This window comes from Motilimonas sp. E26 (assembly GCF_021278025.1).
Taxonomy (GTDB): domain Bacteria; phylum Pseudomonadota; class Gammaproteobacteria; order Enterobacterales; family CBDFNC01; genus Motilimonas.
Genome location: NZ_JAIBHJ010000015.1, coordinates 58,882 through 78,217, shown reverse-complemented (window position 1 = coordinate 78,217; position 19,336 = coordinate 58,882). Strand labels below are relative to the sequence as shown.

The 19,336-nt window shown below is 42.2% G+C and carries 16 protein-coding genes and 1 tRNA gene; 12 read left to right on the top strand and 5 right to left on the bottom strand.

All coding sequences use genetic code 11. The annotated features are described in order from the left end of the window. Positions 1–2,583 (top strand): glycosyl hydrolase family 18 protein (locus tag K1M91_RS13470; protein ID WP_232802560.1); only part of this gene is annotated, 2,583 nt, incomplete at its 5' end. A 21-nt stretch (positions 2,584–2,604) separates the two neighbouring features. On the opposite strand, the gene K1M91_RS13465 is transcribed toward K1M91_RS13470, so the two are convergent. From K1M91_RS13465 to K1M91_RS13450, 4 genes are all read right to left on the bottom strand, one after another. Beyond that, the gene (locus K1M91_RS13465; protein WP_232802559.1) at positions 2,605–3,333 is read right to left on the bottom strand and encodes a nucleoside-diphosphate sugar epimerase; all 729 of its coding nucleotides are present in this window, start codon (positions 3,331–3,333) and stop codon (positions 2,605–2,607) included. Between the two features lie 393 nt (positions 3,334–3,726). Further along, positions 3,727–3,803, bottom strand: a tRNA-Pro gene (locus K1M91_RS13460). Between the two features lie 121 nt (positions 3,804–3,924). Then, the gene (locus K1M91_RS13455; RefSeq protein ID WP_232802558.1) at positions 3,925–5,730 is read right to left on the bottom strand and encodes a DUF3413 domain-containing protein; all 1,806 of its coding nucleotides are present in this window, start codon (positions 5,728–5,730) and stop codon (positions 3,925–3,927) included. A gap of 94 nt (positions 5,731–5,824) precedes the next feature. Next, positions 5,825–6,037 (bottom strand): YejL family protein, encoded by a 213-nt coding sequence (locus K1M91_RS13450; RefSeq protein ID WP_232802557.1) that lies wholly within the window; start codon positions 6,035–6,037, stop codon positions 5,825–5,827. A gap of 75 nt (positions 6,038–6,112) precedes the next feature. Between K1M91_RS13450 and yejK the strand changes: the two genes are divergently transcribed. The 6 genes from yejK to K1M91_RS13420 all read left to right on the top strand — a co-directional run bounded on the left by yejK (position 6,113) and on the right by K1M91_RS13420 (position 13,046). Next, a complete protein-coding gene (gene yejK, locus K1M91_RS13445) occupies positions 6,113–7,120 on the top strand; it encodes a nucleoid-associated protein YejK (protein ID WP_232802556.1) in 1,008 nt (335 codons plus the stop codon). 197 nt (positions 7,121–7,317) lie between these two features. Then, the gene (malE, locus tag K1M91_RS13440; protein ID WP_232802555.1) at positions 7,318–8,508 is read left to right on the top strand and encodes a maltose/maltodextrin ABC transporter substrate-binding protein MalE; all 1,191 of its coding nucleotides are present in this window, start codon (positions 7,318–7,320) and stop codon (positions 8,506–8,508) included. Further along, positions 8,505–10,103, top strand: coding sequence for an ABC transporter permease subunit (locus tag K1M91_RS13435; protein ID WP_232802554.1), 1,599 nt, complete (start codon positions 8,505–8,507; stop codon positions 10,101–10,103). Before malE ends, K1M91_RS13435 begins: the two co-directional genes overlap by 4 nt. Continuing rightward, positions 10,096–10,977, top strand: a complete 882-nt coding sequence (locus tag K1M91_RS13430) for an ABC transporter permease subunit (RefSeq protein WP_232802553.1) — start codon at positions 10,096–10,098, stop codon at positions 10,975–10,977. The genes K1M91_RS13435 and K1M91_RS13430 overlap by 8 nt, the downstream gene beginning before the upstream one ends. Next, a complete protein-coding gene (locus K1M91_RS13425; protein ID WP_232802552.1) occupies positions 10,958–12,091 on the top strand; it encodes an ABC transporter ATP-binding protein in 1,134 nt (377 codons plus the stop codon). The genes K1M91_RS13430 and K1M91_RS13425 overlap by 20 nt, the downstream gene beginning before the upstream one ends. A gap of 91 nt (positions 12,092–12,182) precedes the next feature. Next, positions 12,183–13,046 carry a 6-carboxytetrahydropterin synthase gene (locus K1M91_RS13420; RefSeq protein ID WP_232802551.1) on the top strand — a complete coding sequence of 288 codons (864 nt, stop codon included), beginning with the start codon at positions 12,183–12,185 and terminating at the stop codon, positions 13,044–13,046. Between the two features lie 114 nt (positions 13,047–13,160). On the opposite strand, the gene K1M91_RS13415 is transcribed toward K1M91_RS13420, so the two are convergent. Further along, positions 13,161–15,164, bottom strand: a complete 2,004-nt coding sequence (locus K1M91_RS13415; protein ID WP_232802550.1) for a methyl-accepting chemotaxis protein — start codon at positions 15,162–15,164, stop codon at positions 13,161–13,163. Between the two features lie 484 nt (positions 15,165–15,648). Between K1M91_RS13415 and K1M91_RS13410 the strand changes: the two genes are divergently transcribed. The 5 genes from K1M91_RS13410 (at position 15,649) to ycfP (ending at position 19,286) form a co-directional block, all read left to right on the top strand. Next, positions 15,649–16,002, top strand: a complete 354-nt coding sequence (locus K1M91_RS13410) for an HIT domain-containing protein (protein WP_232802549.1) — start codon at positions 15,649–15,651, stop codon at positions 16,000–16,002. A 93-nt stretch (positions 16,003–16,095) separates the two neighbouring features. Beyond that, positions 16,096–17,442: a hypothetical protein gene (locus K1M91_RS13405; RefSeq protein ID WP_232802548.1), complete on the top strand. Its 1,347-nt coding sequence runs from the start codon at positions 16,096–16,098 to the stop codon at positions 17,440–17,442. Between the two features lie 20 nt (positions 17,443–17,462). Continuing rightward, positions 17,463–17,873: a YcfL family protein gene (locus K1M91_RS13400; protein ID WP_232802547.1), complete on the top strand. Its 411-nt coding sequence runs from the start codon at positions 17,463–17,465 to the stop codon at positions 17,871–17,873. An 11-nt stretch (positions 17,874–17,884) separates the two neighbouring features. Beyond that, positions 17,885–18,481 carry a penicillin-binding protein activator LpoB gene (lpoB, locus tag K1M91_RS13395; RefSeq protein ID WP_232802546.1) on the top strand — a complete coding sequence of 199 codons (597 nt, stop codon included), beginning with the start codon at positions 17,885–17,887 and terminating at the stop codon, positions 18,479–18,481. 253 nt (positions 18,482–18,734) lie between these two features. Further along, positions 18,735–19,286 (top strand): alpha/beta hydrolase YcfP, encoded by a 552-nt coding sequence (ycfP, locus tag K1M91_RS13390; protein WP_232802545.1) that lies wholly within the window; start codon positions 18,735–18,737, stop codon positions 19,284–19,286. Positions 19,287–19,336 lie beyond the last annotated feature (50 nt).

Genomic DNA, 19,336 nt, shown 5'->3' with positions numbered 1-19,336 from the left:
GAACCAACAGTTGAACCAACAGTTGAACCAACAGTTGAACCAACAGTTGAACCAACAGTTGAACCAACAGTTGAACCAACAGTTGAACCGACAGTTGAGCCAACAGTTGAACCAACAGCAGAGCCGACAGTTGAACCAACGGCAGAGCCAACCATTGAACCAACTCCTGGTCCAGGCAATCACGAAGCTTGTCGTCCTGAAGGTTTATACAAAACACCTGGCGTAGACGTACCTTACTGTACTGTTTACCAAGAAGGTGGTATTGAGAAAGAAATCAACGGCTCCTCACGCCGTATCATCGGTTACTTCACTAACTGGCGTAATGGTGCTAACGGTCAAGCGACTTACTTAGCGACTGATGTGCCATGGGATAAAGTAACGCACATCAACTATGCGTTTGCTCATATCGATAACAACTACCGTGTTTCTATTGGTGATAATGTTTACCCAACAGAAGCGGGTTACCAACTTGATCCAACTAACCCGAATACGGGTATGGTTTGGAATGATGTACCAGGTGCAACGGATGCCGATATGGATCCAAGCATGAAATACAAAGGCCACTTAAACTTACTGAACAAGTACAAGAAAGAAAACGGTGTGAAAACGCTGGTTTCTGTCGGTGGTTGGGCTGAAACAGGTGGTTTCTGGGGCGCGAACACTGGCTCTACTTGTCCAATGACAGATGCTCCAACAGCAGAAGACAAATGGACGATGCCGGGTCAAACAGATAAGAATGGTGTTGTAAACACAGGTCCTTGTCCAATTGACGATCTTGGCCGTGTTGTTAACGGCGGCTTCTACTCAATGACCACTAACTCTGACGGTAGTGTCAACCAAGCAGGTATTGATGCCTTTGTTAAGTCTTCGGTAGACTTCATTCGTGCTTATGGTTTTGACGGTATCGACTTAGATTACGAATACCCAACGGCACTAATGGATGGCGGTAATCCATATGACCGTGCGGCACAAAACCCTCGTCGTAGTGGTTTAATGGCTTCTTACAATGTATTAATGAAACAACTTCGTGAAGCAATCGATAAAGCATCTGCTGAAGATGGTGTTCATTATTACCTAACTGTAGCGGTACCATCTTCTGGTTACCTATTACGTGGTATGGAAGTGTACTCTGCAGGCCAATACCTTGATTTCATCAACATGATGACTTATGACTTCTCTGGCTCTTGGGGTGAAGTTGTTGGTTTCAATGGTCCACTTTACGATAACGGTAAAGATCCTGAAATGAACCTATTTGGTGTTTACGGTGCTTATGGCAACATTGGTTACTTAAACATTGATTGGGCTTACCATTACTTCCGCGGTGTAGTACCAGCAGGTCGTATTAACGTTGGTCTACCATTCTACACTCGTGGCTGGAAAGGCGTTGAAGGTGGCGTGAACGGTTACGGCGGTAAAGCACCAACTGACCAGTGTGAACGCGGTACAGGTACAGGTACTGAGCAAGGTTGTGGTAACGGCGCAGTTGGTATCGACAACATGTGGCATGACTCTGACCCACACGGTAACGAGTTAGGTGCAGGTTCAAACCCAATCTGGCATGTTAAAAACTTAGCTAATGCACATGTAGGTACATACGCTGAGCAACATGGTTTAGACCCAGTTAACAACGAAGCTGACAAGTTAGTAGGTACGTATACTCGTTTCTACGACAACGATGCTGAAGCGGCTTGGTTATGGAACCCAACTAAGAAAGTAATGCTAAACATTGAAGATGAGCAAGCGGTTCGTGCTAAATCTCAATATGTAGCAGATAAAGGCTTAGGCGGTATCATGTTCTGGGAAATGGCGGGTGACTACAACTGTTACGCGTTAGTAGATGGTGTTCGTACCTCAACGATTGTTCCTGAATCAAACTGTGCTGCCGGTAACGGTGAGTACTTCATGGGTAGTACTTTAACTTCATTAGGTCATGAGATTCTAGCGGCGGCAGGTGCGGCTGATATGAACATGGTTGATCCTTTAGTTAATCTTCCTGCTCAGAAACTGGATGTTGCCGTTTCACTAGTTGGTTACGTAACTGACGAGAGTGTTGCATGGCCACAAACTTCAGAGTGGTTGTTTACTAATAACAGTACCCAAACTATCTCGAAGATTGCATTTAGTATCCCGTCTTCAACTGACGTTAGCAAAGACCTTAAGGCAGTAGGCACGCTACTAAACCACGCTAACAACGGTGGCAACAAAGGTGCGCCAGGTATGCAAGACGATTTCCATCGTTTCGCTACATCGGTAAATATTGCGCCAGGTGCAAGCCATACGATTAAGATTGATGCTCACTTACCAATTGGTGGTGGCCCATCTTCATTCGTATTTACTACTGGCTCAGGTGAGTTTGCGGCTAAAACTGAAGTGAAAATGATCACTGACGGTGGCTGTGAAGCACGTGGCATCGATGTATCTACATTAGAGCCTTGGACAAGTGGTTGGTCTGCTAACTACGGTAAAGGCGATATGGTAACGCATAAAGGCCAAGTTTGGGCTCGTGCATGGGGTGGTAACGATGGTCAACCTGGCTCTGCAGAGAACTGGGTAACAGGCTGGAATCCAGTTTGTCCACTTTAATTAACTAGTTAAAGTTAATACTTAAAACCCGCTTCGGCGGGTTTTTTTATCGCTAACGGTTACTGATAGTTGGTGCATTTGTTTATTTGTCACAACCTTAGCAGCTGAGGGCATGTGATCTGTAGTCGCCTTAAGCATATTTATCGCGACTCGTTTTGCTTCAATTGGCCTCAGCGTCATTAAGGGGCCAATAAATAGTGATGCTAATGGCCTGAATAAGTGCTGACAGGCATATTCAAAGGTACGAGTTTCTGCGCGCTGTCCAAGTAGTAAGCATGGACGAAACAAAGATAAGCGTGGCGGTTTAAGTTGCAGTAAGGCGTTTTCAACCTCACCTTTGATACGACTATAAAAAAGTGGTGAGTTCGCGTTTGCGCCAAGGGCTGAAACCAATAAAAAATGTAAATTTGGATTGTTTGATTGTAAGCAACCTTGAGCAAAGTTAATCACTGCTGTTTTATCAACTGCAATAAAGTTGGCTTTGTCACCTGCCGCTTTAAGCGTGGTCCCAAGACAGCAAAATACGCAGTCTATTTGACTCGGTAGCGCCGTTTTGAAAAAGTCTGGACGATTAAAGGTTTCGATTGTGGCTGGTATATAAGTAAGCTTTTCCACCCCCGGTGTTGTTGGTGGGAGCATAGGTTGACGTCGACCGACTGCAAATACCTGCGTAAATTGAGGCGCGTTGAGTAATAGGTTAAGTAATTCATGGCCTATAAGGCCTGTCGCTCCAAGTATTACCGCTTTCATTGTTTACTCTTATATCTAATCAACTTGAAGGCCCATGTGTTACAGCATGCCTTGTTTCTAATACTAGACACCCAAATGCAGGAATGTAAATACCTTTTAAACTAGCGTAATAACGCGCTTGATTTTAAGTCTGGGAAACAAGACTACGCTCCCAAAGGGCGAGTTTTACTCGGGTTTGTGCTGCAAGATTGATGCTGATAAGGAAAAGCCATTACCTGCTTCAATGCCTTGCCTAAATGTGTATAAACCCTTGCTGAAATGTAAGTATCGCTAAGTTGATTGGGCATTATATAGACATAAAAGTGTCAATTTAGAGCACTGAAGGAGAGAGGGTTGTTGTATTTGACGATTGCGCAAACGAAAAAACCAGCCGAAGGCTGGTTTCTTAGAAATTGGTCGGAATAGCAGGATTTGAACCTGCGACCCTCTGCCCCCCAGGCAGATGCGCTACCAAGCTGCGCTATATCCCGATTTGTATGGCTATATTAAGCATTTATTAACGCATTGCAAGTAACAATTGTTATTTAAAAAACTGACTGCTCAGCAAACCATCAATGGCATAGCTTGTTGGTTAATTTTTAGCTTAAGTGTCTATTTTGCAGGGTAAAAACGTCGTAAATCATTTAACACTTGCATCAATACTGCTACATCCGGTTCGGCTTTTGGAATGGGGTTGTAACCGCGATCGAGTACATAGGTGTCACCCTTTGCATTTAGCTCTATAATGCTATCTTTCTGATAAACCACGTAGTCATTATCATCCCCCATTAAAATGTAATTACGCTTTAATGGCTCAAGCAGGTTTTGCCCTGTTGAGTAAAAGCGGCTGGGTGTTTTAGTCGCTAACACTTGTTCCATTAACGTCGGCACTAGGTCTAAGTGGCTGGTATCTTGTTCAATTTTCTGTGCAGTTTGTCCTGGCCAATGTATCACTAAAGGCACCTGCGTTTGTGGCCAGCCATAGTTTGAATGATTGCCCCACTGATTAGTGTCCAAATCATTGAATTCTTGGCCATAAGCGCCAGTTACGATGATAATTGAATTATCGAACTGGTTGGTCTCAGTCAACCTATCAAATACTTGTGCTAACAAAATATCGGTGTACGAAATCGCATTTTTATAACGATTGAATAAAGCTTCTTGTTGCTGGGGTTCAGCCAACTTTTTATCTTTTAAAGTACTGGTCGTCGGACTAAATAATTCAGGATAATTAGGTGGCGTTTCCATTGCTGAGGCGGCAGTGAGATAAAGAAAACTGAAACTCGGCTTGGTTTGATTGTTTGCTTGCCATTCTTGCCATTGCTTGATCGCATCGATATCGCCTTTGAGGGCTCCTTCATTAGTGCTCACATTTAGCTGACTATTGGCCGCGATAGCCTGTAATGACGGCGCTTGATTACTGCTGAATAGACCAAGCTCATATCCTGCCTGTTGCAAACTGCTCAATAATACAGAAGGCGTTTTATTTTGCTCTATGTCGGGCCAGTAACGCCCTGGCAAGCCATAAAAGAAACTATAAATGCCTAAATCTTCATGATTACCACCGCTAAAATGGCTTTGATACTCAGTGCTCATTTGAGCAAGTCGTGACAGATTAGGCATGTTTGTTTTGTTTAGCATATCGGCCCGCAGTGCATCGACCATGACGACGACAACATTAGGATGTTGTGTTACCAAATTATGCTCAATTTCACGCAGGGGGTACTTTATTGTTCGGCCTTCATGATGTGGATTTTGATGTGCTCTGATTTCGGCTTCATCAACCCAGCCCTGACGGATCAAGAAAGATTTTGCCGTCATCGGGTAAGAAAGTGGAAAGTTAGCTTTTTGCATGGTTATTGGGCGGTAAAAAGTCGCGTCTGCCCAGATGTTTACCAAGTGCGTTAAGAGGAATGCGATGATTAATACTACGGCTATCTTGGGGCCATGATTGGCGCGATATAAGGGACGTAAATTGCGCCAGATAAGCTCAGAAGCGGTAAGTTGCAATAAAAAAATAAAGGGGATAGCGATAAACAATAAGTTGGCAGTACTTGGATTGTTATCATTAAAGAGGTACTGCCACATCAAGGGATTAAGGTGAAAACGAAACAAGCTAAAGCTCTGGGTGTCCAGTAGCAGTATGGTTAAGCCAGCGGTGGAAGCAAATACAGCAAGTAGCCGTAAAATGCGTTCATATGGCACGAAAAAGCTGATAGGAAAGATAAAGACTAAATAAAATGCAAAGCTGATAAAGCTAAAATGTCCCAGCCAGCTAATCAGTAGATAAGATTGACCAAGAAAGGTCGGCGGCCATTCAGCGGCAACTAAGTATCTAATCGCAATAATCAAGGCAAACAGTATGTTAATGCTGCTAAACCAATGGCCCCAGCTAATAAGCTTGGAAACATTGTCCATATATCGATTACCGGTTTCGACCATAACGATTCAAAATATCCATTAATTTTTCTATTATTGCGCAGGTAAGGCCTGCGCAAACAATAGCTTAGTATTATTTTACTGAGGCTGTGAGCGCTTTTGCAAATTTGTCTGCAACTGCAGCTCGTTGCTCGGGCTTAACACTTCCGTTAATAAGCTCAGTGGTGGCATTTCCGAGTACCATTAAGGCTAAATCTAATGGCGCTTCATGACGTTGTAACACATTGACAACGTCGTCAATGATTTGTTCCACGCGCTCATTAGAATATTTTGAAACGATGGGCATAAATATCCTGTGCTGATTGTTTTGGCAAAGCGGCATATAATACCCCACAGGTATCCTTAACACACTTTTTTTTATATGAGCCTTGAATTAAACAATATTATTTTACATTCCCTAGTGATGGGAAACGAGGGGCAATTGGTTTGTCGTACGCGAGACCAAGAGCTGCCGATTAATAACAGCGTAAACCACTTAGTGGAAGAACTACAAAGTAGTTACCAAAGTAAGGCTGGCAAAGGCTTTGGCTTTTTTTCTAATGATGAAGAGCATAATGGGGAATTTTCTCGATTATTACAGCAAGTGGTCTCTGATGAGACCAGCTTTGTTGAGTTTTCTCAATCTGCAGCCCATTTATTGGCCAATGAAGTATCTAAGTATGAGTTTGCCGAAGAAGGCGTACTGTTATTAGCTAAGTACACTTGGGTGGCCAGTGATTATTTATTACTGGTGATGCTGGCTAACAAAGACACTGTGATGGTGACGGATGAGTTAGACATTAGCTCGAGCCGCCACTTAGACTTAAGTAAAGCGCAGTTGGCGGCCCGTATTGATTTAACGCAATGGCAGCGAGAGCCAGAAAGTAATCGCTATATCTCTTATGTTAAAGGTCGAGTAGGGCGCAAAGTGGCTGATTTCTTTTTAGATTTTATGGGCTGCCAGCCCGGTCTTGATGCGAAACAGCAAAATGTCGGCTTGATGAAAGCCGTTGATGAGTTTTGCCAAACTCAAGCGCTGCCAGCTGCTGAAACCAAAGAATACCGAGAAACGGTCTTTAATTACTGCGCTGAGCAGCTTAGTCAAGGTGAAGAAGTTGAATTAAAAACCCTAGCGGAAGTGTTACCAGAGCAACAGAATGAAGCCAGTTTTTATGATTTTGTATCCCAAGATTATGAATTGGAAGAGCGCTTTCCAGTCGATCGCAGCACTATACGTAAATTAACTAAGTATGTTGGCTCAGGTGGTGGCCTAAGCATTAGTTTTGATCAAAAGCATTTAGGCGAACGGGTTCACTATGATGAACAAACTGACACCTTGACCATTACGGGATTACCGCCGAATCTAAGAGAGCAATTAAAACGAAAGTAATTGTTTTATATCCAATCAACCTAGAGATGCTTGATACATGCACCTTCAAGTTGATTGGCTATATATGTCATTATGAGGGCAGATGTTGCTTCTCATAATGATCTTTGTGGCAAAATGTTAATTCTTATCTTGTTATTTATTTGCACTGTGAGATAACTGCTGTAATTTTTTGTTGCTATTCAAGGATTGAATTTGCTTTGAAGTCACTGCTATGCCTGATTTGCTGCAGCTTGTTTGTTTTTTTTGTTTCAACTCATTCAGCAATGGCGCAATCCCCTTTGATCATTTGGATGTCGACGCAACAAAGCGTGTCAGGGGTCAAAACTATCGCAAAACGTTTTGAACGCGCTTCGGGCATCAAGGTGATTGTGCAAACCCCGCTATTTATGGACGCCAAGTTTCCTTTGTTTGCGCCTAATGGCAATGGTCCCGACATTATCCTTACTTACCACCATCAAATTGGTTTATGGGCTAGTCACGGTTTATTGGCTAACACTGAGTTTAGTGCTTCATCTTTCGCTAAATATGTACCTCTTGCGATCAATAGTCTTAAGTACCGAAACCAGTATTATGGCTACCCCTTAGGGATTGAAGTGCTTAGTTTGGCGTATAATAAAAATTTAGTCAGTAACCCGCCAAGCTCTTGGTATGAAATGCAGTATTGGCAAAAAATACTCAGTCGCCAAGGCAAAAAGTCATTAGTTTGGGACTATCATGACACTGAATTGAGTTTTCCTTTTTTATCGGCTTATGGTGCTTACAGTTTTGCCCATTCGGGGTTTACTTTTAACGGCAATCATTCAGGCTTAACAGCAGCAAATGCAAGCCGTGGTATTGATTTTATTCGAGCTCTCTTAGCGCAACAATGGTTACCGAATGAGGTGAATCAAGAACAGATAGAGCGGGAGTTTCGTCAACAGCAGCAAGCCATGATGTTAGTGAAACCGCAGCAGTGGCAAAGTTTAAAGCAGCTTGGTTTTCAGGTTGGGTTAAGTGCAATTCCTTTAATCAATGGTGAGTCACCTAAACCATTTATTAATGTTTACAGTGCGTTAATTAATCAATATAGCACTCAGAAAGATATAGCCGATTATTTTATTACCAACTATTTAACCACAGAGCAAGGATTAGCTTCTCTCGATAAGCATGTATCATTGGGTGTGCCGGCCTATATTCCCTATTTAAATCAAGTTGCCAGCAATCCTTGGATCCAAGTCAGTTTTACCAGTTTAAAGTATGGCCAGTTAACCCCAAATATTCCTGAAATTAGTCGTTTTTTCAAGGTAATGGAGGGGGTGTGGCCACAACTTTCAAGTCATCGCCCTAGTGCGGACATACTATTGGATGCTGAGCGTAAGTTACTGCCGGCTAAGGCTGAGCAGCCATGAGCTTAAATCAGGTAAGCGAATGTAATAAACAGCGCAAGTGGTTATCTTTAATCGACTTTATCTTATGTATGGCCATTATTGTTGTGTCGGTTGTACTAATCAGTGCACTTGAATATGTTTTTGCAGTACTTTTTATTTGTATTTCTCTGAGTGGCATGTGGGTTTATCGTAGCCGAGCAGGGCGTCCCTATCGCCTGATGTACCCAGCATTAGCTGCTATTTTTAGTTTTAGCGTGTTGCCTTTATTATTTACACTTTTTATGAGTGTGACTAATTACACGAGTAGTAATATGAATTCAGTTGAAGCTGTCACTAAACGTTTACTACAAGAGTATTATGTCACCGAAGTGAAGTATGACTATCAAGTGTTGGCTGATGGTGAGCTCTACCGATTAAAATTAATGCGCGATGATGAATCCTATTTAAGTAATCAATTTTCATTGCCACCTGTTGCAAGCCAGGCCTTAAGCTTACGCGCTGGAGGTGCTTCCTTATTCTTGCCTGAGGCTGATCTGACCAAGCAAGTTATGTTTAGGCGGTATTTTGCTTCTGAGCCCCTTGTTTTACCAAGTGGTCAACAACTGACTCGATTAGATTTTTCAGCTTATGGGCTAGTCGCCCCTCGCTATCGGCAATTAAATGAAGGTTTAGTGCTGGCAAACGGAACCATGCTGCATGATGTAAATACTTTGTTTGATAATCAGACCGAACATTTTTTACGGGCAAACATGACAACGGGTTTTTTTCACGCGATTGATGGCCAAGGCGAGTTTATCGGCCCTCCTGTCACCCCTGGATTTGTTTTACTTAAAGGGGCCGATCAGTATGCTGCTATTATTTCTGATCCAGCGATGTTGTTACCACTATTAAAGGTGTTGCTCTGGACTTTTATGTTCGCTCTATTGTCTTTGCTAGGGAGTTTTTTGATTGGCTTGATCTTGGCACAATTAACCCTCAATCCATTGACTCGTTTCAGTTATTTTTATCGCGGTGTTTTATTGTTACCTTGGGCGATCCCACCTTTTGTAAGTATATTAAGCTTTAAAGTGTTACTCACTCCTCATGGGGGCGAACTGGCGAATTTGTTGACATTACTTTTTTCAACAACGCCTGATTGGGCTAATGATGCTGATTCTGCTCGCTTTACCTTGGTGGGGCTGAGTATTTGGCTTGGTTACCCTTATGTGATGCTACTTGTGTTAGCCAGTTTAAGGCGCATACCTAGCATATATTATGAAACGGCGGCAATGGCCGGCTATGGACCGATACAACGTTTTATCCATGTGACATTCCCTTTGGTTATTAAGCCCTTAAAGCCTGTGTTGGTTGCGCTTTTTGCATTCAATTTACATAACTTTGTATTGGTTTTTTTATTTAACCAAGGCCGACCTGTGATGCTAGATGCTTTTCCGGTGGCGGGTTATTCACAATTATTATTGAATTATGTTTATTCAATTGCATTTAGCGCTGAGCAAAACTACGCACTGGCCAGTGCCATTACTTCTTTTGGCTTAGTCTTAATTGGTTTAGTGGCGCTGGGTTGTTGGCGCTGGTTGAACAATGAGATCAACACGACAAGGGGTAGACGTGTATAAACAGAGTCATATGCCTTGGTGGCAACATCTAGTTTTATGCTGTGTTTGTGGGGTGGTGTTAACGCCCATCATGTTGATTCTTTGGGGGTCATTGGGAGCTCCTGGGAGCGAAACAGGGCAATGGACCACGGAGCATTGGCGCTTGGTGCTGGGGTTTGCAGTGCAGAACGAGCAAGGTAAATGGATTTATTCGCCCTATCCCGCGTTAACTTGGCTAGTTAATAGCTTAAAAGTTGCTTTTATCTATGCCATTTTGGCTACGAGTCTTGCCGCGATGGCGGCTTATGGTTTAGTTCGTAAACATGTTTTTGCATCTAAGCCGATCGCAAATAGCTTGTTGTTTTTGCAATTTTTCCCGTCGGTGTTAGCCTTAGTTGCGGTGTATATTTTACTGCGTAAACTGGGCGTTTATATGCCTAGTTTAGGTGTAAATAGTCACGGTGGTTTAGTGGTGGTTTATTTAGGTGGTTTAGCGTTTTTTATCTGGTTCTTAAAAGGGCAAATATCGGGGCTGCCCAGTGAATACGAAGAAAGTGCTCGACTGTCATCGGCTAGGGCTTGGCAAATAATGATGCACATTATTTTACCACTGTTGCTACCTGGTTTATTGGTGACTTTTTTAATTTCTTTTATGATGGCATTCGGTGAGTTTCCATTTGCCTCTATTTTATTACAGCAACAAGATCAATATACGCTAGCGGTTGGATCTCAACTTTACCTCTCTGACCACTATTATAACTGGGGGGAATTTTGTGCGTTTGCATTATTAAGCGCCAGCCCTGCAGTTATTTTGTTGCTATTGATCCAATACTGGTTGCTCCAATTTAGTCAATCACCTTTGAAAGAGTCCGGTTATGTCGCAGTTGATCCTTAGTCATGTCAGTAAGTCATTTGTCAGTCAAGGGCGACCAGACCTGCTATTAGACATTAATTTATATGTTGAGCAGGGAGAGTGTCTTGGTATTGTTGGGCCATCGGGGTCAGGTAAGTCTACTTTACTGAGAATGATTGCTGGTTTGGAAACTACGTCCCAAGGTGAAATTATTATCGACCAGACGCAAATGAATAAAGTGCCAGTGATGCGTCGTGGCTTGGAAATGGTATTTCAACAACATGCTTTATTTCCTCATATGACCTTAGAAGAAAATATTCTCTTTGGTTTGAAACATCGGTCTTTAAGTAAAGCAGATCAAAGGCAACGAGTTAAATGGGTGAGTAAACTATTTGACTTAGATGGTGTGATAAACCATTTACCCATGCATTTATCGACTGAAAACGTACAGCGGGGGGCTCTTGCTAAAGCCATCGCCCCACAATCTTCTCTGGTTTTATTTGATGAACCTTTTACCGGTTTGTCTGGTGATACAAGAAGCCAATTGCGACTTGAGCTTAACCGCATACAGCGCCAGCTTGGCGCTACTTTTGTGATGACGACGCATCATTATCAAGATGCAATGGCGATAGCGGATCGTATGGCGGTGTTAAGCCATTTGTCCGATCATGTCATGACTAATCTGGAGCAAGTTGGCCCGCCTCTTGAGCTCTATTTGAACCCGAGAAATACCCAAGTAGCACAGTTGATTGGTGAGCCTAAAATGTGTTTTTTAAAGGGAGCCTTAGTTAAAACCAGTAATAAACTCAGTGTGATTAAGCTTGTTACTGGTGAGCTAATCAGTGTGCAAGCGGATACCCGCCAAGGGGAGGAGGGCTCTGCGATCACTTTAGGTATTAGAGCTGAGCACCTAGAGCTGGCAAAGTCCAAGCAAGATACTCATTTGTTGGCGCAAGTTGTTGGCATTGATAAGCTTGGTGCCGATACGTTTGTTTACCTAAATCATCAAGGCCAGCAATTGGTGCTGAGAATGTTGGCAACCATAGCTTTGCCTACTGTTAGCGAGATAGCGCTGCATTTCCCAAGCCATGCTTGCCATTTGTTTAACGCTCAAGGTATCGCGTTTCCGAGAACATCAGAGCAACTGTACTTATAATTTAACCTGCGTAATTATCCTTACTTTTTCTCCCTTGTTGCGCTGCCAGATCCCGCTATAATAGCGCTCTGATTGTTAATTTGGTCCTGTTATGAAATTGTTTGTGAAAGCCCTTACCGTGATTGATTCCTCTTACTTAGACAGTGAGAGAGGAATGGTAGGAGAAAGTTATCAAGTCGATGTTGAGCTTGATGGACGTGTTAATGATCAAAATATGCTGTTGGACTTTTCATTAGTCAAAAAGCAAATTAAATCGATTATTGATGATGTGGTTGATCATAAATTGATTGTGCCAACCCAGGTAGCGGGTACTTCAGTGGTAGGGACACAGCAACAACAAATTAGCTTCCCCCTGACAACGGGTGAATTTATTGTGTTGAATGGACCCGCAGAAGCTTATTGCTTACTTGATCTTGAAACTGTCTCACTGGCTGGGCTGACGGCTTATTTAGAGCAAGTCATCTTATCTCAATTACCGGATAATATCAGTGGGCTGAAACTACACTTAAGCCATGAAAAAATTGATACACCTTTTTATCATTACAGTCACGGGCTGAAAAAGCATGACGGTAATTGTCAGCGAATTGCACACGGCCATCGCTCTCGGCTTGATGTCTTTCTTAATGAACAGTGGGACAGTGCTCTTGTTACTCAGTGGGCACAAGCTTGGCAGGATATTTATTTAGGGAGCGAAGAAGATATAGTGGATGTAGCGGCGCTTTCAATTCAGTGTCCGCAACAACAGCAGAGCTATTGTTTTCAATACACGGCCTCTCAAGGCCTATTTGAGTTGATAATTCCTCAGCGTTTGTGCCAGTTATTGCCATTGGATACGACAATTGAAAGCTTAACGGAATACTTATGTCATACCATTAAAGCGGATTATCCGAATAGTAAAGTCAAAGTAATGGGCTATGAAGGCATAGGTAAGGGCGCGATAGTGGAACTTGATTAATTTGCTATTGAAATAAGCAAAATGCGTTGATTTAGCGCCGTTATTAGCAATAAAAAAGCCGAGACAATCTCGGCTTTTTTATTGCTAATTTACCAGTGAACTTGATTGCACTATTTAGAGTTTAAAGCGGGCCACGAGTTTATCTTGATTGGCGGCAAGATCTTCTAACACATGACCAGTACTGGCTAACTCTTCAATGCCTTGATAATTCACATCTGAGATATCAGAGATTCTGTTCAAATTATTCGCTATCTCAGCACTGGTCGCTTGCTGTTGCTCAGCCGCTGCAGCAATTTGGCTACTCATATCTGATATCAACGTAACAATACCTTGAATTTCTTCCATCGCGCCATTAGCGTCAGAGCTTTGTGCGATACTCGCTTCCATCTCTGTTGAACACTCAGCCATCACATCAACTGCTTTTTGCGCACTGGCTTGCAGATTTTCAATCATGCTTTGAATTTCAGTGGTTGAGTTAGTGGTTTTTTGCGCTAAATCTCTCACCTCATCAGCGACGACAGCAAAACCACGGCCTTGCTCACCTGCTCGAGCCGCCTCTATGGCTGCGTTTAAAGCAAGTAAGTTAGTTTGCGCTGCAATGCCTCTAATGACGTCTAGTATACCGCCAATATTGTTACTTAGGTTGCCCACTTCTGCAATCACAGCACTTGAATTTTGGATTCTACTTGAAAGTTGATGAGTGGTTGAGATGTTGTGCGCCATGACTTCTCGGCCTGTATTTGATGCCTGTTCAACGTGATTGACTTGATCTAATGTCGAGTGGGCAGCATTGGCAACTTCACGTACAGACTGCTCCATTTCTGTCATGGCTGCTGCGACACTGGCGGTCTCATGACGCTGGTTGTCGAGCTCATGTTTCGACTTGTCCATTGTAGATTGGTTGAGTTTGGCAAGATCAGACAGCTTATGTGATGCTTCTGCCAGCTCAGTTAGAATCGCACGCATTTGTTTAACTAGGATGTTGACTTGTCCGGCTAATTGACCAAATTCATTGTTGCTTTTGTATCCTACTTGCTGCGTCATATCACCATCAGTCACTGCCGTTAATACGTTTAAAATGGCTTGTAGTGGTTTACGAATACTGACCGCAACACTGAATGCAACGACAAAGGCCACCAATAATGAAATAACAGCAACTATAATTAGGTTACTACGGCTGGTCATTAGTGTGCTTTTGGTGTTTTGGACTGCACTTGCTACAACGGTTTCTGCACTGTTGTTTATTTCAATCAGCATATTAATGGCTTGATTAACTTGTTCGGCACTTTGTTGTACTTGGGTGATGATATTGGCTTGAGTAATCATCAACTTTTGGTAATCAGCCAATAGACCCGATTTCGGGTCGGTGGTGTCTTTCACTAATTGCGCTACCAAGTCAGCGGCTTGGCCAGCAAACTCGGGATTCATTTTAGCGAGTGACTTGGCTGCATTTTCGATCGAACGAATTTGAAACTTATTACGCCTTAAAGTGGATTTTACTTTACCAGGATCTTCTTGGTTGAGTGCATCATTGGTACTTAGCTCTAATAGTGAAATTTTTGAAACCATCGCATCGGCTGTAGCCGCCGCACTTGGGTCATCTTTAGTTAAGCTGAGTATTTTTTGTTTAAGATTCGGTGTCATGACCGCGAATTGGCTTTTTTGTGACGTGAACTTAGCGCGTTGCTTTACAAAATCAATCCACACTGGCATTACATCGTTAGCGGTTGAAAAATAAAGCAACTCTTGCTCTGTGATACTAGCAACTTGTGCGCTTAATCCACTTTGGCCTTGTGCCATTTGTGCTAATTGATTGAGTTCAGATTCAAAGCGTTGTTGCTTTTCTTTGAAACGAGTAACTAACTCATTTAATTCTTCAGGCTTATCGCTGAGTAGAAAATACTTGAGGTCATTATCTGCTTGCAATAATGCAACGGCAGCTTTACTGGTTTGCAAAACGAGAGGCGTAGCGCGCTCTGTGACGTCAGCCATGGCGCTTTCAAGCTTATTGCCTGTTTGTAAAGACATGAAATTAGTGAACAATAACATGATCACTAACAAGACAAAGCCCAACCCCACTTTGCGTATGATGGATAGATTGTTCCAAAAATTTTTCATAAAATACTCGTGCTTTGCATTAGAAAGTTGAGGTCTAGGCCTCTTGTTTTTATTAAGCAAGCATAGATAAAAAATGTGGTGTACATACCTGCACCTTAAACATTTCTTCTCTAGGCATCCTTTTTACTTGTCATTGTGATGCATCCAGCGTTTTACTTTTCTTGCTTACTTATATTGTTATCGTTAAATGCTTATTTATCTTTAACTTAACTATCAAAAAAGATGTTTTTTTCGACATATTTGGGGTCCATCACTCTTTTTTACTAATCGTAATATTTAAGTCTAATTCAAATTAATGATGTTTAAGTTATCACTAGTCGCTAAGTTGAGCACCTCAAGGTTTCGGCAGATTGATCAAAAGAGAGTCAATTAGGGCAAGCTTTTATCGACATTACATTGGCTTAGAAAAAACATGCTTAATCTTAAGCCTTCTGTCATTATAGGCCACATCTCACAATTTTAATCACGACATAGGAGATAGCCCATGGCTCAAGAAACTATTTTTAGTAAAATTATCCGTCAAGAGATCCCTGCTACCTTATTATATCAAGATGAGTTGGTGACCGCTTTTCCTGATATCGCGCCAAAAGCGAAGGTGCATATATTAATTGTACCGAACAAACAAATTGCCACTGCTAATGATATTCAGGCAGAAGATGAAGTTGTGATTGGTCGAATGTATCGTGTTGCGAAACAGCTGGCAAAAGAGCAGGGCATTGATGAATCAGGCTATCGACTAATCATGAATTGTAATGAACATGGCGGCCAAGAGGTCTATCATATCCATTTGCATTTGGTTGGAGGTGAGCCTTTAGGCCCAATGCTAACGGTGAAGTAAATGCTAGCGAAAGTGATTCGGCGTCAATATTACTCTTGCCTCCTACTGTTGGGATTGCTCGTTAGTGGGTGTGCTGCGCCGAATGTAAAAAATATGTTTGTCACTTATAGTACGCAGATGCAGCCGCAACGAGCCATGGTTGCGCAAGGCCAATTTGGCCTTGCTGCGGATAATATTTCTCCAGGCTCTCCTGCAAAGCATAACTATATTTTATTGTTACTCGAGAAAGGCAGAGCCCAGTTTCTTGCTCAACAATGGCAGCAAAGTTTAGATACTTTGAAACAAGCCGATGCGGCCCTTGCGCAACAAGACAGGGCGGCGCAGTATCGATTATCTCAAGGTATTAATCAGCTAAGTACGACGATAACCAATGATAATGCCATTATTTACGCAGTGCCAAGCTATGAACGAACTTTGCTTCATCATTATTTGGCCTTGAATTACCTTGCTTTAAAGCAGCCAGAGGCAGCTTTAGTTGAAATTCGTAGGGCAAATTTGCAGCAAGAAAAAGCATTAAGGGAGCATCAAGCCGACTTACAAAGTGCGGTTGAAACGGCACAAGAAGAAGGCGTTATTCCTGATACTCAAGGTGCATTAAGTGCTTACCCTGACATGAGTGGAGTTATTGGTGAGTTGAAAAATGGCTATCAAAACGCCTATACCTTTTACCTCTCTGCGTTGTTATATGATGCAGCTAAAGAATACAATTCGGCTTATATTGATTATAAACGCGCATTAGAAATCACTCCTGGTAATTTATATATCCAAAAACGCTTACTTTACTTAGCTGAGCAGTTAGATATGGCCGATGATAGGGCGCAGTTCGAGCGAGACTTTACGACAACCCCTGCTCTTTCTGTGCAGCAAACATCTGTGGCAAGAGTGGTTTTTTTAATTGAATCTGGCTTGATTGCGGCCAAACAAGAAGTTCGTTTACCCGTGCCAATTCGCTCTACCGATGGCTATTATGGAGTATTTAATGTTGCCATGCCTGTGTATCAACAAGGCGATCAAGCCGCGCATTTTACATTATTAGGGAAGGACGACCAACTTGATGCGTCACCTATTGCAAAACTGACGTCAATGGCGGCGAAGCAGCTCCAAGAAGATCTCACTGCACAGTTAATTCGCCAAGGGCTTCGCTTGTTTGCCAAAGAGCTCGTGCGCCAAAAGGTGGCTAAAGAAGCAGGGGATTGGGGCAATTTATTGATTAATCTTTATAATATGGCGTCAGAAACAGCCGACACTCGTAGTTGGAGTTTACTGCCTGATGAAGCCCTGGTTGTTGATACTCAGCTTTCGTTAGGACAACAATCATTGGTGTTAAGTGATGGTCGGCAACAGTTCCCGCTCAATTTCAACGTTCATGCCGATAAGCTTAATTTAGTCTTGATCTCGGTGCAAAACAACGGTATCACTACTCAGGTCTTTCCTTTATGAATCACTCAATAGGTTTTCGGATGAATCTACTTAGTAACTGGTCTATTTGTTTGACATGCTTGGTGTTAGTGGCATGTAGCCAAAATACCTCGGGAATTAGTTTAGGTATAGACAGCATTAACGCTCAGCCTGTGGTTAAAATAGACAATCCAAACCTGGCGAGTAAGTTAGTGTTAAGCGATATAAAAACGAAAGTGGTCAATGATTTATTAGTTGTTCAAGCTAATGTTATTAGTACCGCTGATTTTGATCAAACATTGCAATACAAATTTTATTGGTTTGATCACTTAGGTTTTGAGGTTGAACGTGACAGTTCGCCATGGCAACCGTTAAAGTTGCACGGGCACCAGCAAGTGTCTATTCAAGGGACAGCCCTTAGTTCAAGTGCCGAACAAGCACATATATATATTCGAGAAGTTGTTAAACAGTAAGGTTTATTGAGATGAAAAAGACACTGATGGCAGTATCAATCGGTATTGCAGCGTTAACTATGGCAGGTTGTTCTAATCAAATTAGCTACGGTGATGCAACCGAAGTAGAAACCACCGACATCGGTTTTGGCTCAACCGACCTACAAAAAGTCGCCCAGGAAATGACCGATGACATGTTAACCTTTCCTGCGGTTGTTGCAATCACAGCCAAAGCCCGTCCTGTGGTATATGTTGAGCGCATTAAGAACAAAACCAGTGAGCACATTGATACGGAATCAATTTCTGACACTATTTCAACCAATCTGTTGCGCTCAGGTAAGTTTCGCTTTGTTGATATGGGACGAGTTGAAGCGGTGCGCCAGCAGTTAGAATTTCAAAATGATGGTGGTATGGTTGATCCCACCACCGCTATTTCCTTTGGTAAGCAAATCGGGGCGCAGTATATGCTCTATGGTAATTTGTCGAGCATAGTGAAAGATAATGGTAAAAAGAAAGATGTATATTACAAGTTCACGATGCGCTTGATGGACTTACAAAGTGGTATTATTGAATGGGCTGATGAAACCGAGATTCGTAAACTTGAAGAGCGTAACAAGTTTGGTTTATAAATTTAACAGCCCGCTATATGCGGGCTTTTACCACGATTAAAGTTAACCACAAACATAATATACCCTAGCTATGGCTGACTTTTAGCTATCTTGCTTCGCACTTAAATGAATATGATTTACACACGGTGAGTGAGTTAAGCAATAAAAATCCAATTGACCAGCGTGTTTATTGGGGTAAATTGATATTTAATTAACGAAATAGACTAGCCTAAACTCGCAAAAGACGGGTAGTAAAGGCAACGAAGGAGAGCTTATGATTATCTACTTGCACGGGTTTGACGCGACCAGCCCGGGTAATCATGAAAAAGTGATGCAGCTGAAATTTATTGACGATGATGTGCGCTTTGTTCATTACAGTACTATTCACCCTAGAATGGATATGAGCCACCTGTTAAAAGAAGTACATAAGCACATTCAACATTGCGATGATGAATCGCCACTTATTTGTGGTGTTGGACTGGGTGGTTATTGGAGTGAGCGTATTGGCTTTTTATGTGGAATACGCCAAGTATTGCTAAATCCTAATCTTCATCCGGAAGACAACATGGTTGGTAAAATTGAATGGCCAGAAGAGTATACGGATATCGATAGTAAGTGCGTTTCGGATTTTCGTAATAAAAATTCAGGAAATTGCCTTTGTATCCTTTCAACTGGCGATGAAGTATTGGATAATAGTAAATCCGAAACGGAACTGAAAGAATATTACGAAATAGTGTGGGATGAAAAACAAAAACACAAGTTCCGAGACATTTCCCATCACTTACAAACGATAAAAACATTTAAAGCTCAGGGAAGCCTCGCTTAAGTCTGATTACTCTACTAAGACTAAAATAGTGCAGCCCTCTGCGCTATTTA

Bases quoted from the DNA above. Each gene is read 5' to 3' on its own strand.
- K1M91_RS13455 (WP_232802558.1), bottom strand. From the start codon at position 5,730: ATGGACAATGTTTCCAAGCTTATTAGCTGGGGCCATTGGTTTAGCAGC.
- K1M91_RS13450 (WP_232802557.1), bottom strand. From the start codon at position 6,037: ATGCCCATCGTTTCAAAATATTCTAATGAGCGCGTGGAACAAATCATT.
- lpoB (WP_232802546.1), top strand. From the start codon at position 17,885: ATGAAAAAGACACTGATGGCAGTATCAATCGGTATTGCAGCGTTAACT.
- K1M91_RS13425 (WP_232802552.1), top strand. From the start codon at position 10,958: ATGTCGCAGTTGATCCTTAGTCATGTCAGTAAGTCATTTGTCAGTCAA.
- K1M91_RS13415 (WP_232802550.1), bottom strand. From the start codon at position 15,164: ATGAAAAATTTTTGGAACAATCTATCCATCATACGCAAAGTGGGGTTG.
- yejK (WP_232802556.1), top strand. From the start codon at position 6,113: ATGAGCCTTGAATTAAACAATATTATTTTACATTCCCTAGTGATGGGA.
- K1M91_RS13420 (WP_232802551.1), top strand. From the start codon at position 12,183: ATGAAATTGTTTGTGAAAGCCCTTACCGTGATTGATTCCTCTTACTTA.
- K1M91_RS13410 (WP_232802549.1), top strand. From the start codon at position 15,649: ATGGCTCAAGAAACTATTTTTAGTAAAATTATCCGTCAAGAGATCCCT.
- K1M91_RS13435 (WP_232802554.1), top strand. From the start codon at position 8,505: ATGAGCTTAAATCAGGTAAGCGAATGTAATAAACAGCGCAAGTGGTTA.
- K1M91_RS13400 (WP_232802547.1), top strand. From the start codon at position 17,463: ATGAATCTACTTAGTAACTGGTCTATTTGTTTGACATGCTTGGTGTTA.
- K1M91_RS13465 (WP_232802559.1), bottom strand. From the start codon at position 3,333: ATGAAAGCGGTAATACTTGGAGCGACAGGCCTTATAGGCCATGAATTA.
- ycfP (WP_232802545.1), top strand. From the start codon at position 18,735: ATGATTATCTACTTGCACGGGTTTGACGCGACCAGCCCGGGTAATCAT.
- K1M91_RS13405 (WP_232802548.1), top strand. From the start codon at position 16,096: ATGTTTGTCACTTATAGTACGCAGATGCAGCCGCAACGAGCCATGGTT.